Source organism: Tunturibacter psychrotolerans (assembly GCF_040359615.1).
GTDB lineage: Bacteria > Acidobacteriota > Terriglobia > Terriglobales > Acidobacteriaceae > Edaphobacter > Edaphobacter psychrotolerans.
Genome location: NZ_CP132942.1, coordinates 2065819 through 2081288 on the forward strand (window position 1 = coordinate 2065819; position 15470 = coordinate 2081288).

The 15470-nt window shown below is 56.5% G+C and carries 16 protein-coding genes and 1 tRNA gene; 12 read left to right on the plus strand and 5 right to left on the minus strand.

Annotated elements, in window-relative coordinates:
- Positions 1–33 precede the first annotated feature (33 nt).
- Complete coding sequence (locus RBB77_RS08515) at positions 34–324, minus strand: helix-turn-helix domain-containing protein (RefSeq protein WP_353066447.1); 291 nt, start codon at positions 322–324, stop codon at positions 34–36.
- Positions 325–369: 45 nt separating this feature from the next.
- Here RBB77_RS08515 and RBB77_RS08520 point away from each other — a divergent pair, with 45 nt between their 5' ends.
- The 3 genes from RBB77_RS08520 to RBB77_RS08530 are packed head-to-tail and all read left to right on the plus strand — an operon-like array spanning position 370 to position 2175.
- Positions 370–1014: a hypothetical protein gene (locus RBB77_RS08520; protein ID WP_353066449.1), complete on the plus strand. Its 645-nt coding sequence runs from the start codon at positions 370–372 to the stop codon at positions 1012–1014.
- Between the two features lie 4 nt (positions 1015–1018).
- Positions 1019–2005 (plus strand): tyrosine-type recombinase/integrase, encoded by a 987-nt coding sequence (locus tag RBB77_RS08525; RefSeq protein ID WP_353066451.1) that lies wholly within the window; start codon positions 1019–1021, stop codon positions 2003–2005.
- Positions 1930–2175 carry a tyrosine-type recombinase/integrase gene (locus RBB77_RS08530; protein ID WP_353066453.1) on the plus strand — a complete coding sequence of 82 codons (246 nt, stop codon included), beginning with the start codon at positions 1930–1932 and terminating at the stop codon, positions 2173–2175. The genes RBB77_RS08525 and RBB77_RS08530 overlap by 76 nt, the downstream gene beginning before the upstream one ends.
- A 103-nt stretch (positions 2176–2278) precedes the next feature.
- Here the strand turns inward: RBB77_RS08530 and RBB77_RS08535 are convergent.
- A tRNA-Cys gene (locus RBB77_RS08535) sits at positions 2279–2354 on the minus strand.
- A 47-nt stretch (positions 2355–2401) separates the two neighbouring features.
- Positions 2402–3058, minus strand: a complete 657-nt coding sequence (locus RBB77_RS08540) for a peroxiredoxin (protein ID WP_353066455.1) — start codon at positions 3056–3058, stop codon at positions 2402–2404.
- Between the two features lie 324 nt (positions 3059–3382).
- Here RBB77_RS08540 and RBB77_RS08545 point away from each other — a divergent pair, with 324 nt between their 5' ends.
- Together RBB77_RS08545 and RBB77_RS08550 are read left to right on the plus strand one after the other, a co-directional pair.
- On the plus strand, positions 3383–4357 hold the full coding sequence (locus tag RBB77_RS08545) for a PhzF family phenazine biosynthesis protein (protein WP_353066457.1): 975 nt from the start codon (positions 3383–3385) through the stop codon (positions 4355–4357).
- A 656-nt stretch (positions 4358–5013) separates the two neighbouring features.
- Positions 5014–5460: a response regulator gene (locus RBB77_RS08550; RefSeq protein WP_353066458.1), complete on the plus strand. Its 447-nt coding sequence runs from the start codon at positions 5014–5016 to the stop codon at positions 5458–5460.
- Positions 5461–5513: 53 nt separating this feature from the next.
- Here RBB77_RS08550 and recG read toward each other — a convergent pair whose 3' ends face one another.
- Entirely contained in the window at positions 5514–7907 is a 2394-nt protein-coding gene (gene recG / locus RBB77_RS08555) for an ATP-dependent DNA helicase RecG (protein ID WP_353066460.1), read from the minus strand.
- A 101-nt stretch (positions 7908–8008) separates the two neighbouring features.
- Here recG and RBB77_RS08560 point away from each other — a divergent pair, with 101 nt between their 5' ends.
- The 4 genes from RBB77_RS08560 (at position 8009) to RBB77_RS08575 (ending at position 11963) form a co-directional block, all read left to right on the plus strand.
- A complete protein-coding gene (locus tag RBB77_RS08560) occupies positions 8009–9241 on the plus strand; it encodes an MFS transporter (RefSeq protein ID WP_353066462.1) in 1233 nt (410 codons plus the stop codon).
- 69 nt (positions 9242–9310) lie between these two features.
- Positions 9311–9709 (plus strand): ester cyclase, encoded by a 399-nt coding sequence (locus RBB77_RS08565; protein WP_353066466.1) that lies wholly within the window; start codon positions 9311–9313, stop codon positions 9707–9709.
- 87 nt (positions 9710–9796) lie between these two features.
- The gene (locus RBB77_RS08570) at positions 9797–10729 is read left to right on the plus strand and encodes an ABC transporter ATP-binding protein (RefSeq protein ID WP_353066468.1); all 933 of its coding nucleotides are present in this window, start codon (positions 9797–9799) and stop codon (positions 10727–10729) included.
- A complete protein-coding gene (locus RBB77_RS08575; RefSeq protein WP_353066470.1) occupies positions 10722–11963 on the plus strand; it encodes an ABC transporter permease in 1242 nt (413 codons plus the stop codon). Before RBB77_RS08570 ends, RBB77_RS08575 begins: the two co-directional genes overlap by 8 nt.
- 21 nt (positions 11964–11984) lie before the next feature.
- Here RBB77_RS08575 and RBB77_RS08580 read toward each other — a convergent pair whose 3' ends face one another.
- Positions 11985–13481, minus strand: a complete 1497-nt coding sequence (locus RBB77_RS08580) for an outer membrane beta-barrel protein (RefSeq protein WP_353066472.1) — start codon at positions 13479–13481, stop codon at positions 11985–11987.
- Between the two features lie 139 nt (positions 13482–13620).
- Here RBB77_RS08580 and RBB77_RS08585 point away from each other — a divergent pair, with 139 nt between their 5' ends.
- From RBB77_RS08585 to queA, 3 genes are all read left to right on the plus strand, one after another.
- A complete protein-coding gene (locus RBB77_RS08585; protein ID WP_353066474.1) occupies positions 13621–14271 on the plus strand; it encodes a lysophospholipid acyltransferase family protein in 651 nt (216 codons plus the stop codon).
- A gap of 109 nt (positions 14272–14380) precedes the next feature.
- Complete coding sequence (locus RBB77_RS08590) at positions 14381–14677, plus strand: S-adenosylmethionine:tRNA ribosyltransferase-isomerase (RefSeq protein ID WP_353066476.1); 297 nt, start codon at positions 14381–14383, stop codon at positions 14675–14677.
- Positions 14565–15470 (plus strand): tRNA preQ1(34) S-adenosylmethionine ribosyltransferase-isomerase QueA, encoded by a 906-nt coding sequence (gene queA / locus RBB77_RS08595; RefSeq protein WP_353066478.1) that lies wholly within the window; start codon positions 14565–14567, stop codon positions 15468–15470. The genes RBB77_RS08590 and queA overlap by 113 nt, the downstream gene beginning before the upstream one ends.

Sequence of the window (15470 nt, forward strand, 5' to 3'; positions counted from 1 at the left end):
TGTGAGGCACTGTGATTACGGGAGAGGTTGCCACTAGGCGACCTCAGTCATATGTGAGCGGGTAACCGGCGATTTGCCGCCGTCCTCAATCACTCGTTGCAGCTCAGAAGCACGGATCATTGTCCGACTTCCCACCTTTGTACGGCGTAGCTTGCCCGAACTTAGCCATGCGTGAATCGTGTACTTGCTCAGACCACCAAGCCTACGTGCCGCCTCGTCAACTGATAGCAACTCATCCATTCCTTCACCTCTGTAGCTAAATAAATACAAGATGATTGTTGCGCAAAAAGACCAGAAACGTGTAATACTTTCTAACCGACGCATACGATAATGAAGCGTCGGTTAGAAAACCTTCACGAGAGGCTATAAATGACAATTAAAGAGGACTTGCGGCAGCCGAACATGCTGGTCAGCTTTTTGAATCGGGAAGATCCCGTCACTATTTCAAATAGGGAAGACATGGTGCGTTTCTTGAAGAGCCAGGATTCGCGATCTTTCCCCCATCATCTCTATATAGCTAAGCCCTCAAAGGCGTCACACGTGAGAGTTTTGTACTTGATAAAGGCAATTCAAACCGCAGCCCAAGTTCTCAAAGAGGAACGTAGCTCAAATCCAAACCGCGGGGATCGACCCATGTCTTGGGCATTGAAGCAGGCGCTATGGGACGTGGACAATACTCTCCATCAATACCCTTTGCGGACGACCATTGAAATCAGTGAGACAAGCGAACAAGATGAACTCTATTTCGATCGTCATATGGACGGAACTCGGCCAAGGCCGACAGGCGAAGTCGATGCAGTGTCCGAAATAGTAAGCCTAGCCGAGACCAAGAGATTGTCTTTGTTGCGGCAGTGCATATGTCAAAGGTGGTTTTTTGCGAGGCGGCTCGATCAGAAGGCTTGCAGCGTGAATTGCAGACAAAAGGCGCATGGGCAGACAGAAACATTCAAGGCCAAACGCCGCGAATACATGCGCGATAACTACGCCCTCAAGAAGTCAGGAAAGGTGAAGTGAGAACATGTCGATATTCAAACGTGGCAGCGTCTATTGGTATCACTTTCTGTTCAATGGGGAGCACATTCAGAAGAGTACGAAGCAGGGCAACCCCAGAACAGCCCGCCAGATTGAAGCGGCCTATAAAACGGCGCTTGCTAAGGGTGAAGTGGGCATCACGGAGCGGAAGAAGATTCCAGGGTTCAAAGCCGCGATGGCCGATTTCTTGAAGTGGGCAGCACAAGATCACCAGATGGCATCCAGTACGGCGGAACGCTATCGCTACAGCAGCTTTGCACTCCTCGGTTTCTTTGGCGACAAGCCGCTCGATAAAATCACTCCAGACGAGGTAGAGCGCTATAAGACGTCACGCGCGGCGGAGTTCAAGACAGTGCGCGGTAAAGATAAGAAGCGTCTCCAGACAAAGCAACGGCTGCGGCCGGCTACGGTCAATCGTGAATTAGCGTGTTTGCGAGCGATGTTCAATCACGCAATCAAGGGCGAAGTGCCTCTGAGGAATCCGATAAGCAAGACAGCGGCGAAGGTTCTCCGTGAAGACAACGAACAAACCCGAGTTCTCAGCTATGACGAGCAGGGGAAGTATATGGAGAAGGCCACGCCAATGCTGCGGGATGTGGCAACGCTGATGCTCGAAACGGGCATGCGGCCGGAAGAGGTCTATAGGATTCAAGCTGTGAACGTTTATCTGATCGAAAACTATTTGTTCAACCCCTTCGGAAAGACCAAGGCGGCGAAGCGGCGTATCAAGCTCACGGAAACGGCCAAGAGCATCCTAACGCTGCGGATGAAAGCTGCCGCGGAGCGAGGCGCAAAGGACAAAGACAGCGGGTCATTCCTCTTTCCCTGCGAGGTGGACGCCACGCGACCACTCCCCGGCATTCAGAGCGCCCACGCACGGGCTTGCGCGAAAGCAAAGTGGCTCAGTTTCGCCCCTACGATTGTCGCCATACCTGGGCTACCCGCGCGGTCGAAGCAGGAATCGACCTTGTGACACTGGCAGCGATGCTAGGCCATTCCAAGATCAATATGGTTCTCCGCTACGCCCACCCGACGCAAGAGCACCAATCGAAGGCGATGGACAAGATGGAGCAGTATGTTAGCGCACAGAAGATCGCCCATGCGGAGCGCACAGCACCGCAAACGTCATCCTCGATTCAATAGAGGTAGAGCAGGGCACGGACACAAAAAGCGCGGTACTCGCTACAATTTCCGCTACAGCGGGCGATGCCGCATTTGCGAGTTGCTTCCTAAGTTATTGAAAGATTGGAGCACCGAATGGGATTTGAACCCATGAATACTGGTTTTGCAGACCAGCGCGTTAGCCACTTCGCCATCGGTGCCCTTGTTCGCCACGCAGCTGACGCGTTGTGGCGAGGTCAGTCTTACTTTACTCCGGTTGCGCTACTGTGCGTAGATACGGCTTTACCGTTTTGTAACCGGGAAAGATCTTATCAGCATCCTCATTCGAGACTGCTCCGGCGATAATGACGTCATCGCCCTGCTTCCAGTTTGCTGGCGTCGCCACCTTGTGCTTCGTCGTCAACTGAATCGAATCAAGCACGCGGATGATCTCATCGAAGTTGCGCCCTGTTGTCATGGGATACGCGAGTGTGAGCTTGATCTTCTTATCCGGTCCGATCACAAAGACGGTTCGCACCGGCGCGTTGTTGGCTGGCGTCCGACCTTCGGACGTCTCGCCCGAATCCGCCGCGAGCATGTCATAGAGCTTCGCAATCTTCAGCTCCGGATCGCCGATCAACGGATAGTTCACCTTCGATCCACCGATCTCTTCAATATCGACAGCCCACTTGTGATGATTGCCGACCGGGTCCACACTAAGGCCGATGACCTTGGCGCCACGCCTGGCGAAGTCGCTCTCCAGATTCGCTACTGCGCCAAGTTCGGTCGTGCACACCGGAGTGAAGTCCTTTGGGTGCGAGAAGAGAACTGCCCAACTCTCGCCGATCCACTCATGGAACTGAATCGTGCCATGAGTCGTTTCTGCAGTGAAATCAGGAGCAATATCGTTGATACGGAGTGACATGTCGATTCGCTTTCTTTGGGGTTCACCCAATTCGTCATTCTCTTGACTACTCGCCACATACGATTCTGGTTGCTGGGGCCTAAACGTAAAAAAACCACCCGGCTCATTCGCTCTGGGTGGGTTTCTGTGCTGCTCGAAGATGCCTGCTTCGATTCGCTCATCCACACACCCACACTGGGCTACAGCAACAGCAGCAGCAGAGTGTGGTGATCGTGTTTGGCATCGTCGTCATGGCTAAATATTTTGTGCCGCTGCCAGCTAAGCTAGCATGAGGCTGGTTTGCCTCATCGCGGTCTTTCCAAACCATACTTCCGAGGAGCTTCCATGTCAAATGACGATTCTGTTGTCGCCCCTACGCCTCTTACTGCATACCCAATTTCGGCCTCTCGCACTTACGACTTCGCTCAGGTGGACGTCTTCGCCGAACGCCCGCTCGAAGGCAACGCGCTCGCTATCTTCACCGACGCACGAGGCATCTCTTCCGACGAGATGCAAGCGCTGGCTCGCGAGACCAACCTGAGTGAAACCACCTTCATCCTCCCGCGCGCTGCGGAGATCGAACGCGAACGCGGTGTCCATGTTCGTATCTTCCTCACGACCGAAGAAGTCCCATTCGCTGGCCATCCAACGCTGGGTACCGCCAGTTGGCTCTATCTGAATCATCCAGTCTTCCGCGGCGCAGAGGAGATCACACTTGATCTTGGTGTCGGGCCGATCAAGGTTCGTTTCAATCCGCCGCAGCCCAGGGAGATCGGTGTCTTCGGAACTATGCGACAAAACGACCCTATATTCGGAGAAGCTCTCAACAGCTCCGACGACCGCGCAGCGTTAGCCAACGCACTCAACCTCTCCATCGAAGATCTCGATCCAACTCTGCCCGCGCAGGTCGTATCCACGGGGATGGCGTTCTGCATCGTGCCCTTGCGATCAATGGAGGTTGCGAACCGCCTCCGCATCAACGCGCAAAATTCTCGGCAATTTCTTGGCCGCGTAGGCGCTAAGTTTTTCTTCTGCATTACTCCTGCTAATGCAAACTCAGGAGCGCAATGGCATGCGCGGATGCAGTTCGACTCAGGCGAAGATCCTGCGACCGGCTCTGCCTCGGGCTGCACGATCGCCTACCTCGTACGTCACGGCCGCGTCGCCAGCGGGCAGCAGATCATCCTCGAGCAGGGAATCGAGATGCTTCGCCCCAGTCGCATCCATGTCAGCGCCGACCTTGAAGACAACCGCGTGACAAAAGTGTTCGTCGGCGGTCGCACCATTTCTGTTGCAAGCGGACGCCTTTTCCTGCCGTGATGCACCAGATTTCAACAGGAGCGCATCATGAATCGTCAATGAATACGCACCTTTTTATGTGGTCGGTGGATGTGCAAGTTCTAATATTTGACGTCTTCGCCCAAACTTCGCCGCTTGCCAAGTGACCGACTCATTCGTACTGTTGGAAAGCGTTGACGACGACGTTCCATGCAATATGAAGCGTCGTTGGAGATGATTGCTTTCGCCTGTTTTCTGACAATTTGAGTTGAGAGAAGCCCGACTGCCCCGCAGTCGCGACTCCCCAGCGCACTCCGACTGTCTGCACACGCAGTGAGTCGATGCCAGCATCTTCGGCATCGACGCTCACTGTATCCGCAGCAGAGGGATCTCCTGCGCTTCTGGAACCGCGTGGCAACCTGCGTCGGCCTACGGCCTCTCTCGCACCCCGAGGTTCGGCAGCTAAAGCTCGCTGGACAATGGGCCCTGATCCCTTTGTGGAGCAGACGGGAGAGCTTTGCTCATTCCGTCATTCCCCTTCCGGAGCAGCGGACCCACTACGCGCCGAAGAGCCACAACCGGCCGAACCACGGGTCACCTTGAACACCAGACCGGCGCGCCTGCAAACCAGCAGACGCGTCAGGCTGGCTCATCAGCCGCGACCACCACAAGGTGGCATCCGGCAGAAGCGAGACTGCATGCGCCCCAAGAAGACGATTCTCTGTGTAGATGACAATGAACAAATTCTCTCAGTTCGCACCTTCCTTCTCGAAACCCGTGGCTACCGTGTCGTCGCCGCTCACAGCGCGCAGGAGGCGCTGACCGTTCTCGATCAATATCTTCCTGGCACACTGGATCTGATCCTGTGTGACCTCATCATGCCGCAGATGGACGGCAACGAACTGGTCCGTCGCGCCAAACAACTTCATCCCGGCTTGCCCGCGATGATTGTCTCCGGCACCGTCAATGCCTTCGATCGTGCTCTCCATGCCGACGTTTTTCTTCCGAAGGGAGCCTCTTCGCCGGCGGAGATGATCGAGAGAATCCGCGTCCTGGTTGCCCGCAAGCGTGGACCCAAAAAGGCTGTCCCGACCCCCTCGCAATCTGCATCGATTGGCGCCTTCACCCACGCCACTGCGAGCTGAACGTTCTTCGCAGCAGAGAGCCATCAAACGGCCTGCGTGACCGTCGTGAGATTTCAGGCTTCGACTAATCCATATTTTCTTTGCCATTGCATCTTCAGCCGGGCCCACACCGCATCTTTCTCCTCACTCGAAACGGTTGGATCCGGCTCTGACGCAAATCGCGCCGCCTCTACTTTAGCAAGCTCCAACAACGCGCGATCGCGGATCAGGTTGGCAACGCGAAACTCTGGCATTCCCGCCTGACGCGTTCCAAAGAACTCCCCTGGCCCACGCTGCTGCAGGTCAAGCTCTGCAAGTTCGAATCCATTCTGGGTGCGTACCATCGCATCCAGTCTAGCCTCGGCCTGCTCACTCAGTCTGCCGCCCGTCATCAACACGCAGTAGCTCTTCGCCGCTCCACGACCAACACGTCCCCGCAACTGATGCATCTGCGCCAAACCGAACCGCTCTGCATGTTCGATCACCATCACCGACGCATTGGGAACATCCACACCAACTTCTATGACCGTCGTCGCAATCAGTACGTCGAGGTCCCCCCTCTGAAATCGCCGCATAGTCACGTCTTTGTCATCTGCACTCAACCGTCCATGTAGCAACCCTAGGCGAAGTCCGCTCAGTGGTCCTAGCCTCAGCTCCTCATACATATCCGTCGCGGCTCGCAGTGCCTTCTTCGGTTCGAATAACTTCTCCGTCTTCGACGATGGCTTTGTGGCCTTGGCCTTCGTGCTTCTGGCCTTCGCAGCTTTGTTCTTCTTGCTCGCCCCAGATTTTTCGCCGCCATTCCGCAACGCAGCGGAGGACGTTGCTCCCGCTTTCAGGCTTGCCTCAGCCGCATCCGGTTCCGGGTCCTGAGGAAAGTCCAGCTCCGGTTGATCATCCTTTGCCCCTTCGATTACTGGATAGACGATATAAGCCTGTCGTCCAGCTTCAACTTGTTTGCGGACGAAACTCCAAACGTCCTCTGCTCGTTCCTCTGTTGTCCGTCTAGTCACAATCGGGGTGCGCCCAGGAGGCAGTTCATCGATCACACTCGCATCAAGGTCGCCGTACAGTGTCAACGCAAGCGTTCTTGGAATTGGCGTTGCCGTCATCACCAGCACATCCGGATCAAGCGCCCCCGGCTTCTTCATCAAACGAAACCGCTGCTGCACGCCGAACCTATGCTGTTCATCGACGATCACCAAACCGAGATTTTGGAAGTCAACTTTGTCTTCGATAAGTGCGTGAGTTCCAATCGCAAGATCGGTCTCGCCGCGAAAGATTCTTCCGCGTGCCTCTCGTTTCGTCGCCTCATCGAGAGATCCGGTTAGCAAGGTCACATGGTAAGGTTTTCCAGTTCGCGGCGACAGCACATCTCCCAACAGCTTCCTGGCCGAAAGGTAGTGTTGCGTTGCCAGAATCTCAGTGGGGGCCATCAAGACTGTCTGGTAGCCATTCTCGATCGCGACCAGCGCCGCCTGCATTGCAACGATTGTCTTGCCCGATCCCACATCGCCCTGCAGCAATCGCCGCATGGGCTGAGGCCGGCGCATATCACCGGCAATCTCACCCAACACCCGCTTTTGCGCGGCCGTCGGATGGAAAGGGAGTACCTGCTTGATCGCTTCTCGTACCTTCACATTCGTAACAAACGCGGTCCCCACACGCTCTCGCATCCGTCGCCGCTTCAACTCCAGGCCTAACTCGAGGTAAAAGAACTCCTCGAAGATCAATCGCCGATGTCCCCGGGTTGTTGCCGACATCAGCTCTACCATCGGCGTGCCGGCCTCAGGAAAATGCACCGCCTTCAGGGCCTTCAACCGATCCGGAAACGAGAGCCTCGCACGCATCGCACCCGGCAAGGTTTCGATCTGCTGACTCGCCGACTCGCTGATGTGTTGCTTTTCAAATTCCTCGAATAGAGTCCAGATCACGCGCCTCAACCACTTCGAGCCCAGCTTTGCGCCCCACGCCGTAGTTCCTCCCAACGACTCATACACTGGCACGATTCGCCCGACCTCGAGCATCGAAAACTCGGCGTCTGCGCCGCCACCAGAAGGTAAGATCTCAAATTGCGGCTGAATCATCTTGAATTTGCCTGCGCTACTTCGCGACGGCTCAAGTTTTCCGTACAGAGCAACCATCTGCCCCACATGAAACTTGTCCCGCAGATACGTCCCGCGAAACCACATACACTTCACCGTGCTGAGCCCTTGTCCCACGGTCATCTCGAACAACGGCATGTTTCGTGTCTGGAGCAGCACCGATCCTCTCACCTCGCCAATCACCGAGGCCATTGTGCCCGCCTGCAACGCACTCATCGGCACCGGATTCAGCCGATCCTCATACCGAAAGGGCAAGTGATAAAGCAAATCCTCCACGGTTTCAACGCCGCGCTTGGCAAGCTCGACGGCAATACGCTCTCCCACGAGCTTCACAAACTTGATCGGTGTAGAAAGTTCCAGCACAGACCGATGCTACCAAGAACCGGCCGCGACCAAATCCTGGACTCTCACAACAATTTCTTCGTCTTGACACGTATTGACAAGAGATATGTTGGAATAAAAGAATGCCAGGCTTTGAAGGGAGTCCAGAAACGACGGCGGAGCGCAAAAACATCCTGCTGCATACGCCTCTGATGGCGCTGGCCATAGCCGCCTTCGGCATCGGCACCTCCGAGTTCATCATCATGGGCCTATTGCCCAACCTTGCCGACGACTTTCACGTCAGCATCCCCAAGGCAGGCGTCCTCGTCACCGGCTACGCGCTCTCTGTCACCATAGGCGCGCCCATCGTAGCCATCGCCACCGCCCGTCTGGAACGCAAATTAGCACTCCTTCTCCTCATGGGTGTTTTCACCCTCGGCAACCTGGCCTGCGCCATCGCCCCCACCTATAATCTCCTCTTCGCAGCGCGCGTCCTCACTGCCCTCTGCCACGGAGCCTTCTTCGGCATTGGCAGTGTCGTCGCCGCAGGTCTCGTCCCCCGCAATCAACGCGCCCAGGCGATCGCCCTCATGTTCTCTGGCCTCACTCTGGCCAACGTCCTAGGAGTTCCCGTCGGAACGGCCTTAGGCCAGGCTTACGGCTGGAGATTCGCATTCTGGGCGATAGTCCCAATTGGCCTTCTCGCAGCCACGGCAGTTTTCTTCTTCGTCCCCAAACAGGCCGCAGGATCCGGCGGCCTGCTCCACGAGTTCCGCGTCCTGCGCAAGCCGCAGGTTTTGCTGGTTCTGGCCATGAGCGTCTTCACCTCGGCCTCGCTCTTCTGCGTCCTTACCTACATTGCCCCGGCACTCGAAGTCGTCACGTTAGTCTCTCCCCATACCGTCACGCTGACGCTTTTGCTCTTCGGGGTGGGCATCACTGTCGGCAACTTTCTCGGTGGCACCCTCAGCGACTGGCGCCCCATGACCTTCCTCATCGGCGCGCTCCTCACCCTCATCGCCTCCCTCATCGCCCTCTACTACGCCGAACCTCACGTCGTCCCCGCCATCACGATGATCCTTCTCTGGGGAGCCATTCAGTTCGCCGCGGGAGCCCCACTGCAATCCCGCATCGTGGACCAGGCCGCAGCCGCACCGAACCTGGCCTCGACTCTCAACCAGGGAGCCTTCAACTTCGGAAACGCAACCGGAGCCTCCCTCGGTGGCATGATGCTCACCGCCGGCTACACCTATCGTCAGCTCCCGATCGCCAGCATTCTAGTAACCTCTCTAACCCTTCTGCTAGCTCTGATCTCGGCAAGGTTAGACCGCAAACATCGCGACGCTCATATCGCGGAGGAGCTCTCTGTCCTGTAACCACGAAGAGCCTATAATTCCGTCACCTCCTCAGGCGCCTTCGACGCCCAGAGGTCGCGGAGGACCCAAATGACATTCGCAGAGCGTTGGTTCGAAGAAGTTTGGAATAAGGGCCGCGAAGAAGCCATCGACGAGATGATGTCCCCTCAAACCGTAGGCCACGGCCTCACGCATCCCGAGGGAAGAGAGGTAGACGGAATGACCGCCTTCCGCTCCTTCCACAAGTCGTTCCGTTCTGCCTTTCCGGACCTTCACATCAACCTGGAAGACACCATCATCGACGGAGACAGGACCGCAGCACGCTGCCTCGTCACCGGCACGCACACCGGGGAAGCTCTCGCCGGCAAGCCCGCCACAGGCAAGCCCATCAAGTTCCACGGCATGACGATGTTCCGCGTGAAAGACGGAAAGATTGTCGAGTCATGGAACAACTTCGATTTCACCACGATGTACAAACAGCTCGAATAAACTATCCCCGGATAGATTGAATTCTCACGGGCTGCCCCACCGCTACGCTGCAGAATCGCCTGATAAACTCAGCATAGAAGAGAACCCATGTCCATCGTAGAACTGCAACATGTCCGCAAAGCCTACGACACCAAGATCGCCGTAGCCGACCTCAGCTTCACCATCGAACCCGGCAGCATGTTCGGCCTCCTGGGCCCCAACGGCTCAGGCAAGACCTCCTCCATCCGCATGGTGATCGGCATCACGGTCCCCGACTCCGGAACCATCAGCCTCTTCGGTCAACCGTTTCATCGCAGCCTTCTCAAGCGCGTCGGCTATCTCCCCGAAGAGCGTGGCCTCTACAAAAAGATGAAGGTGATGGATCAACTCATCTTCCTCGGGCAGCTCCACGGCCTCGACGCCACTACCGCCTCGAAACGCGCACACATCTGGTGCGAAAAGCTGCAGATCACGGAAGCGATCCACAAAAAGACCGAAGAGCTCTCAAAAGGGATGCAGCAAAAAATCCAGTTCATCTCCACCCTCCTCCACGAGCCTGAGCTCATCATCATGGACGAGCCGTTCAGCGGCCTGGATCCCGTCAACGCCGTCCTTCTCATGGACACCCTCGTCGACCTTCGCAAACAAGGCCGCACCATCCTCTTCTCCACCCATCGCATGGATCAGGTCGAAAAGCTCTGCGACAACATCTGCCTCATTCACAACAGCCACCTGGTACTGTCCGGCTCCATGCGTGAGATCAAGTCCCGCTATCCCGTCAACCGCGTTCTCATCAACTTCACCGGCGATGACTCCTTCCTCAATCACCCCACCATCCATTCGGCAAAGAACTACGGTGGACACGCAGAGATCCGTCTCAACGAAGGCGCCGACGCGCAGGCGCTCCTCGCCGCGGCGATCGTCAAAGCCCGCGTCACTCGCTTCGAAGTCATGGAGCCGACGCTTGAAGAGATCTTCATCGAAAAGGTAACTGAAACATCGCAGGCCTCGCAGTCTACAGGAGTTCACGTCAATGCATAACATCTGGCTCATCGCCAGGCGCGAGTATCTGGAGCGCATTCGCACCAAGGCGTTCCTCGTCGCTACCATCCTTATTCCGCTTCTCATGGGTGGCTTCGTCTTCGGCAGCGGCTATCTCGCATCGCGCACAAAATCCTCCGCGCACATCGCCATCGTCTCGTCCGATACCAACTTTGCCGCTGATCTCAAGCATGAGCTTCTGACCGGGAAGAACAGCAGTATGACGGTCGACCTTCTCGCCCCATCAACGTCGAACAGCGACTCCACTCGCGCCACTCTCGATCAGAATCTGACCAGCAAGCACGGCGACCTTACGGGCTATCTCTGGATTACACCGCCCTCGCAGAGCAACGCGCGCCCGGCTTTCACCTACGTCCCACGCTCGGCAGGCGACGTCACGACGGAAGACGATCTTTCGACCGCCATCAAGAACGTCATCACTCGCGAAGGGCTCACGCGACAGGGAATGGGCGCTTCCGACATCGCAGCCCTCATGGCACCAGTTGTCATCGACACGAGCAAAACCGGAGACAGCCGCACTGCCTTTGGCGCCGCCTATCTTCTCTTCTTCCTCATGTACATGGTCATCATGCTCTATGGCATGAACACGGCACGCTCCATCATCGAAGAGAAGACCAGCCGCGTCTTCGAGGTTATGCTTTCGACCATCAAGCCCGACGAGATGCTCGCCGGCAAGATTCTTGGCGTCGGCTCGGTAGGCATAACTCAGATCGCAGTATGGATGCTCGCTGCTGCCGTCCTCGGCGCAACCCCTCTCGCGACCAACCTGATAGGTGGAGGCCACGCCCCCATCAGCGCCACGCAGATCTTCTTCTTCATCATCTATTTCATCTTCGGGTTTCTGGTCTACTCGAGCATTGCGGCCGCCCTGGGTGCGATGACCAACTCCGAACAAGAGTTGCAGCAACTGAACATGTTCCTCGTCCTGCCTCTGGCTTTTTGCTTCCTTATGATCTTTGTCATCACTCGCGCCCCTGATTCAACCCTCGCGCAGATCGTGTCACTGATTCCATTCTGCAGTCCTTTGCTGATGAACTTCCGCATCTCGCTCACCACCGTGCCACCCTGGCAGATTGGCCTCTCCTTCGTTCTGATGAGCCTCACGATAGTCAGCATTCTCTGGGTCGCCAGCCGCATCTATCGCGTCGGGATTCTGATGTACGGCAAAAAGCCCAATCTCCCCGAACTCCTGCGCTGGCTCAAATACAGCTAGAACTTCGCCGAAGCGTAAAACTCACCAGGCCCCTTGCTTGCCTCCAACCCACCACACCATGCCCACGGTCATCGTGGGCTGATCAGCCGTTAGCACCCCAGGCTTGTTCGTCAAAAAGTACGGAACATTGCTCCAGTCTCTTCGATACTCCGCGCGCGCCAGGAAGCCCTCGCCGAATTTGTACTCATAGGTTCCTGTGAATTCTTTCAACGCCTGCGTCGTCCCGCTAAACAAACCGCCACGATCCGACAGATACTCTGTCCGTCCTCCCAACGCCATCTTCGGTGTCAGTTGGTAACGCGCGTAGGCCGCCCCGCCATCGACATGGGATGGGGCGGAAGACTCGCCCGGCTCCGCGTGCGCCCATTCACGCTCAATGACATAGTCACCCTCGAGCGAGAACGTCAGCTTCGGCGTCGCGTTCCAGGTCACATAGCTGTCGAAGATGTGTATCTTTCCATCCGGCGCAGGGTTGATCGCCTGTAGGCACAACCCTGGCTGTACCGGCGCCGTGCAATTTGTAGCAGGCTGACTATCGGGATGATCTTGTCCGAGGTAATAGTTGAAATTCCACAAAATCTTTTTCGTAGGCTGCGCCGTAAATCCAAACAGCTCGTCTTTGAACGAGTTATTCGGCTCAGTTTGATTGGTTCCATTCACCACCCAGTAGTTCAGAGCAAGCTTGTCGTTTACCTTGAAACTGGTTCGAAGCCCCGCCTGGTAGAAAGGCAAATAGTTAAAAAAGAACGACCGCGAGTAGTTGACCTGGTCTTTCGTATAGTTCCCCTCGATTCCCAGCGAACTTGACCACTTGCCGAAGTCCACCGTAAGGCCCTTGCCTAACGGAACAACATAAGTCCCATATGCCTGAAAGATATTCCTATAAATATCCGGCCGTGCTTCGTTCGCTGGATTTCCCTGCAAGGTCGAGGTAGCTTGTCCAAACTGCAGATCCACTCGAACTCCATACCGCCGCCCATTTGCGACATCAGGGTCAAGCGCGAACACCACATCGGCTTGGTTGACGCTAAACGCGTTGCTCAGCACATCGTAGGCCCTCAAATACAACACTCGCCCGATAGGATGATTAAGGTCGTAGCCGTAATACCCATCGAACATATAGTTCAACGTGGCGCCCCCGGGTAGTTGGGTCGGCAGGACGGCGGCAACAGGCGAACTTTGCGCTGCCGGAGCCTGGGGAGTTGCCGCGATCGTTGCCGGCACCGGAGCCGCGCCGCTGCTGGACACAGCTTCCACGCTTCTTCGAATGTCTGCAGCCGGAGCGAGGGTCAGCGCCGCAGGCCTCAGCGTCGCAATCTCTGTCGTCTGCACGGTCCGTTGCTTCTGCAGCTCCGCCTCGAGCGCACTCACCCGCAAAGCGAGGTCACGCACCGTCTGCTTCAGTTCCTCAACATCTGCATTTGGAGGCGGGGCGACCGTCGTCTGTGCGTTTCCGACAATCCCGGAAAGCAGAGCAGCGAAAAGAGAGAGAAGAAAGAACCGATTGAAGCGGCGCATAGGGCAGGCCTCTCGCGAACAGGGTGATCAAACCACGTTCCCAGTAAATTGATCGTAAACGGGAGCAAACCTTTTCCAGATTTTCGCCGAATCTTTTCCATAACTTCTGCGAGCAGAGGGCGCAGGTAAACTGGACGAAGTGTCCTCCACCTACACCTTGAAGCAAAGGCTCGCCCTCGCTATCGTCCCGCGCCTCGCGAGCGCCGCGATCCGTTTCCTTGGCATGACCCTCCGGTTCGAAGATGTTCGCGACCCCGGCGCCTCACTGGGCTTCGACGCGCCACCGCCGGCTATCTATGCCTTCTGGCATCGGTGCCTGCTCACCAGCGCCTGGCACTTCCGCAACCACAACATCGCCATCCTCATCAGCCCCAGCTTCGACGGGGAACTCATAGCTCGAACCGTGGAGCGCCTCGGTTACGTCGCCATCCGCGGCTCAAGCTCACGGTCAGGCTCTCTTGGCCTGCGCAACATGCACCGCGCCTATCTGGCGGGCCAGTACTGCGCCATTACGGCCGACGGCCCTCGCGGCCCCGCCATGATTGCCAAACCCGGCGTCACACAGCTGGCCCAACTCGTCGACAGCCCGGTCGGGACCTTCTATGTCCTCCCTGAGCGTGCCTGGCAACTTCGCTCCTGGGACCGCTTCCTCATCCCTAAACCGTTCTCCCGAGTCTTCATAGGCTGGCCCCTCCTAACTACCGCCGACGAGTCGGCCGTTCAAGCCGCCCTCGATCGCTCCGTCGAACTGGCCGAATCCCGAAAGAATAATTCCCGAAAAAAAAGTTAGAAAAGTTGGCATATTTTTCGAAGACGAAAATTCACCATGCAAAACACCATCTCTTCACCACGTTTCACCACACAACTCACCACGTTTTCACCGCTAAAATTGACATAGATTGCTCGTATCCGACTTCCATTTCGACCTCCCCGAAGAGCTGATAGCCCAGTCCCCACCGGAGATTCGCGGCTCCAGCCGCATGCTCCTCTTCGACCGAGCTACCGGCCGCTACCAGGACAAGTTTTTTCGTAATCTCCCCGAAATTCTCCAACCCGGCGACCTGCTTATCCTCAACGATAGCCGTGTTTTACCCGCCCGCCTCTACGCGACGCGCGCGCAGCCAACAAACTCAACAAAACTCCCCCGACCCTTCAGGCCGCATCGAAGTCCTGTTGACCCAACAACTTGCCGATAGGGAGTGGACCGCGCTTGTTCGCCCCAGCAGAAAAATCCAACCCGGCGAACGCCTCCTTTTTCATGCCGCTGATGAGGTCGAACCCGTGCTGGAAGCCGAAGTCCTCTCGGCTTCCGAGTTCGGCGAACGCACCCTCCGCTTCTCCCCAGCGCCAGACTTCCTCGCCGTCCTCAACAAGATAGGCCACATGCCTCTACCGCCCTATATCCATCGCGAGGATAGGGCCGATCGCGAACGTTACCAGACGGTGTACTCTCGACAATCCGGAAGCGCCGCTGCTCCGACTGCGGGCCTGCACTTTACGCCGGCAATCATCGCCGAACTCAAAGAAAATGGCATACAGATTGAGACCATTACCCTGCATGTTGGTCTCGGCACCTTCCAGCCGGTCCGCGCAAAAAAGGTCGAAGACATCCGCCTCCACTCCGAGCACTACACACTTCCTGCTGCTACGGCTAAAGCCATCAACACAGCCCTCAGAGAGGGCCGACGAATCATTGCAGCTGGAACCACAACGACTCGTACACTTGAACATTGCGCCCTGACATCCGCAGGGAATGTTCTCACGCCTCACTCTGGCCAGACCAGCATCTTCATCAGCCCCGGTCACGAGTTCAAGATCGTGGGAGGTCTCCTCACAAACTTCCATCTCCCAGAATCGACGTTGCTTATGCTGGTAAGCGCTTTTGCAGGAAGCCAGATCGGAAAAGAACTGATAAGGGCAGCGTATGTACACGCCATCCAGGAAAAGTACCGATTCTTCAGCTATGGTGACTGCATGCTGCTTCTCTAA

What these genes read in the sequence shown, in the direction of transcription:
- RBB77_RS08565 (WP_353066466.1), top strand. Translation starts at nt 9,311, where the DNA reads ATGACATTCGCAGAGCGTTGGTTCGAAGAAGTTTGGAATAAGGGCCGC.
- RBB77_RS08545 (WP_353066457.1), top strand. Translation starts at nt 3,383, where the DNA reads ATGTCAAATGACGATTCTGTTGTCGCCCCTACGCCTCTTACTGCATAC.
- RBB77_RS08580 (WP_353066472.1), bottom strand. Translation starts at nt 13,481, where the DNA reads ATGCGCCGCTTCAATCGGTTCTTTCTTCTCTCTCTTTTCGCTGCTCTG.
- RBB77_RS08525 (WP_353066451.1), top strand. Translation starts at nt 1,019, where the DNA reads ATGTCGATATTCAAACGTGGCAGCGTCTATTGGTATCACTTTCTGTTC.
- RBB77_RS08520 (WP_353066449.1), top strand. Translation starts at nt 370, where the DNA reads ATGACAATTAAAGAGGACTTGCGGCAGCCGAACATGCTGGTCAGCTTT.
- RBB77_RS08575 (WP_353066470.1), top strand. Translation starts at nt 10,722, where the DNA reads ATGCATAACATCTGGCTCATCGCCAGGCGCGAGTATCTGGAGCGCATT.
- RBB77_RS08550 (WP_353066458.1), top strand. Translation starts at nt 5,014, where the DNA reads ATGCGCCCCAAGAAGACGATTCTCTGTGTAGATGACAATGAACAAATT.
- RBB77_RS08540 (WP_353066455.1), bottom strand. Translation starts at nt 3,058, where the DNA reads ATGTCACTCCGTATCAACGATATTGCTCCTGATTTCACTGCAGAAACG.
- RBB77_RS08515 (WP_353066447.1), bottom strand. Translation starts at nt 324, where the DNA reads ATGCGTCGGTTAGAAAGTATTACACGTTTCTGGTCTTTTTGCGCAACA.
- RBB77_RS08560 (WP_353066462.1), top strand. Translation starts at nt 8,009, where the DNA reads ATGCCAGGCTTTGAAGGGAGTCCAGAAACGACGGCGGAGCGCAAAAAC.
- RBB77_RS08570 (WP_353066468.1), top strand. Translation starts at nt 9,797, where the DNA reads ATGTCCATCGTAGAACTGCAACATGTCCGCAAAGCCTACGACACCAAG.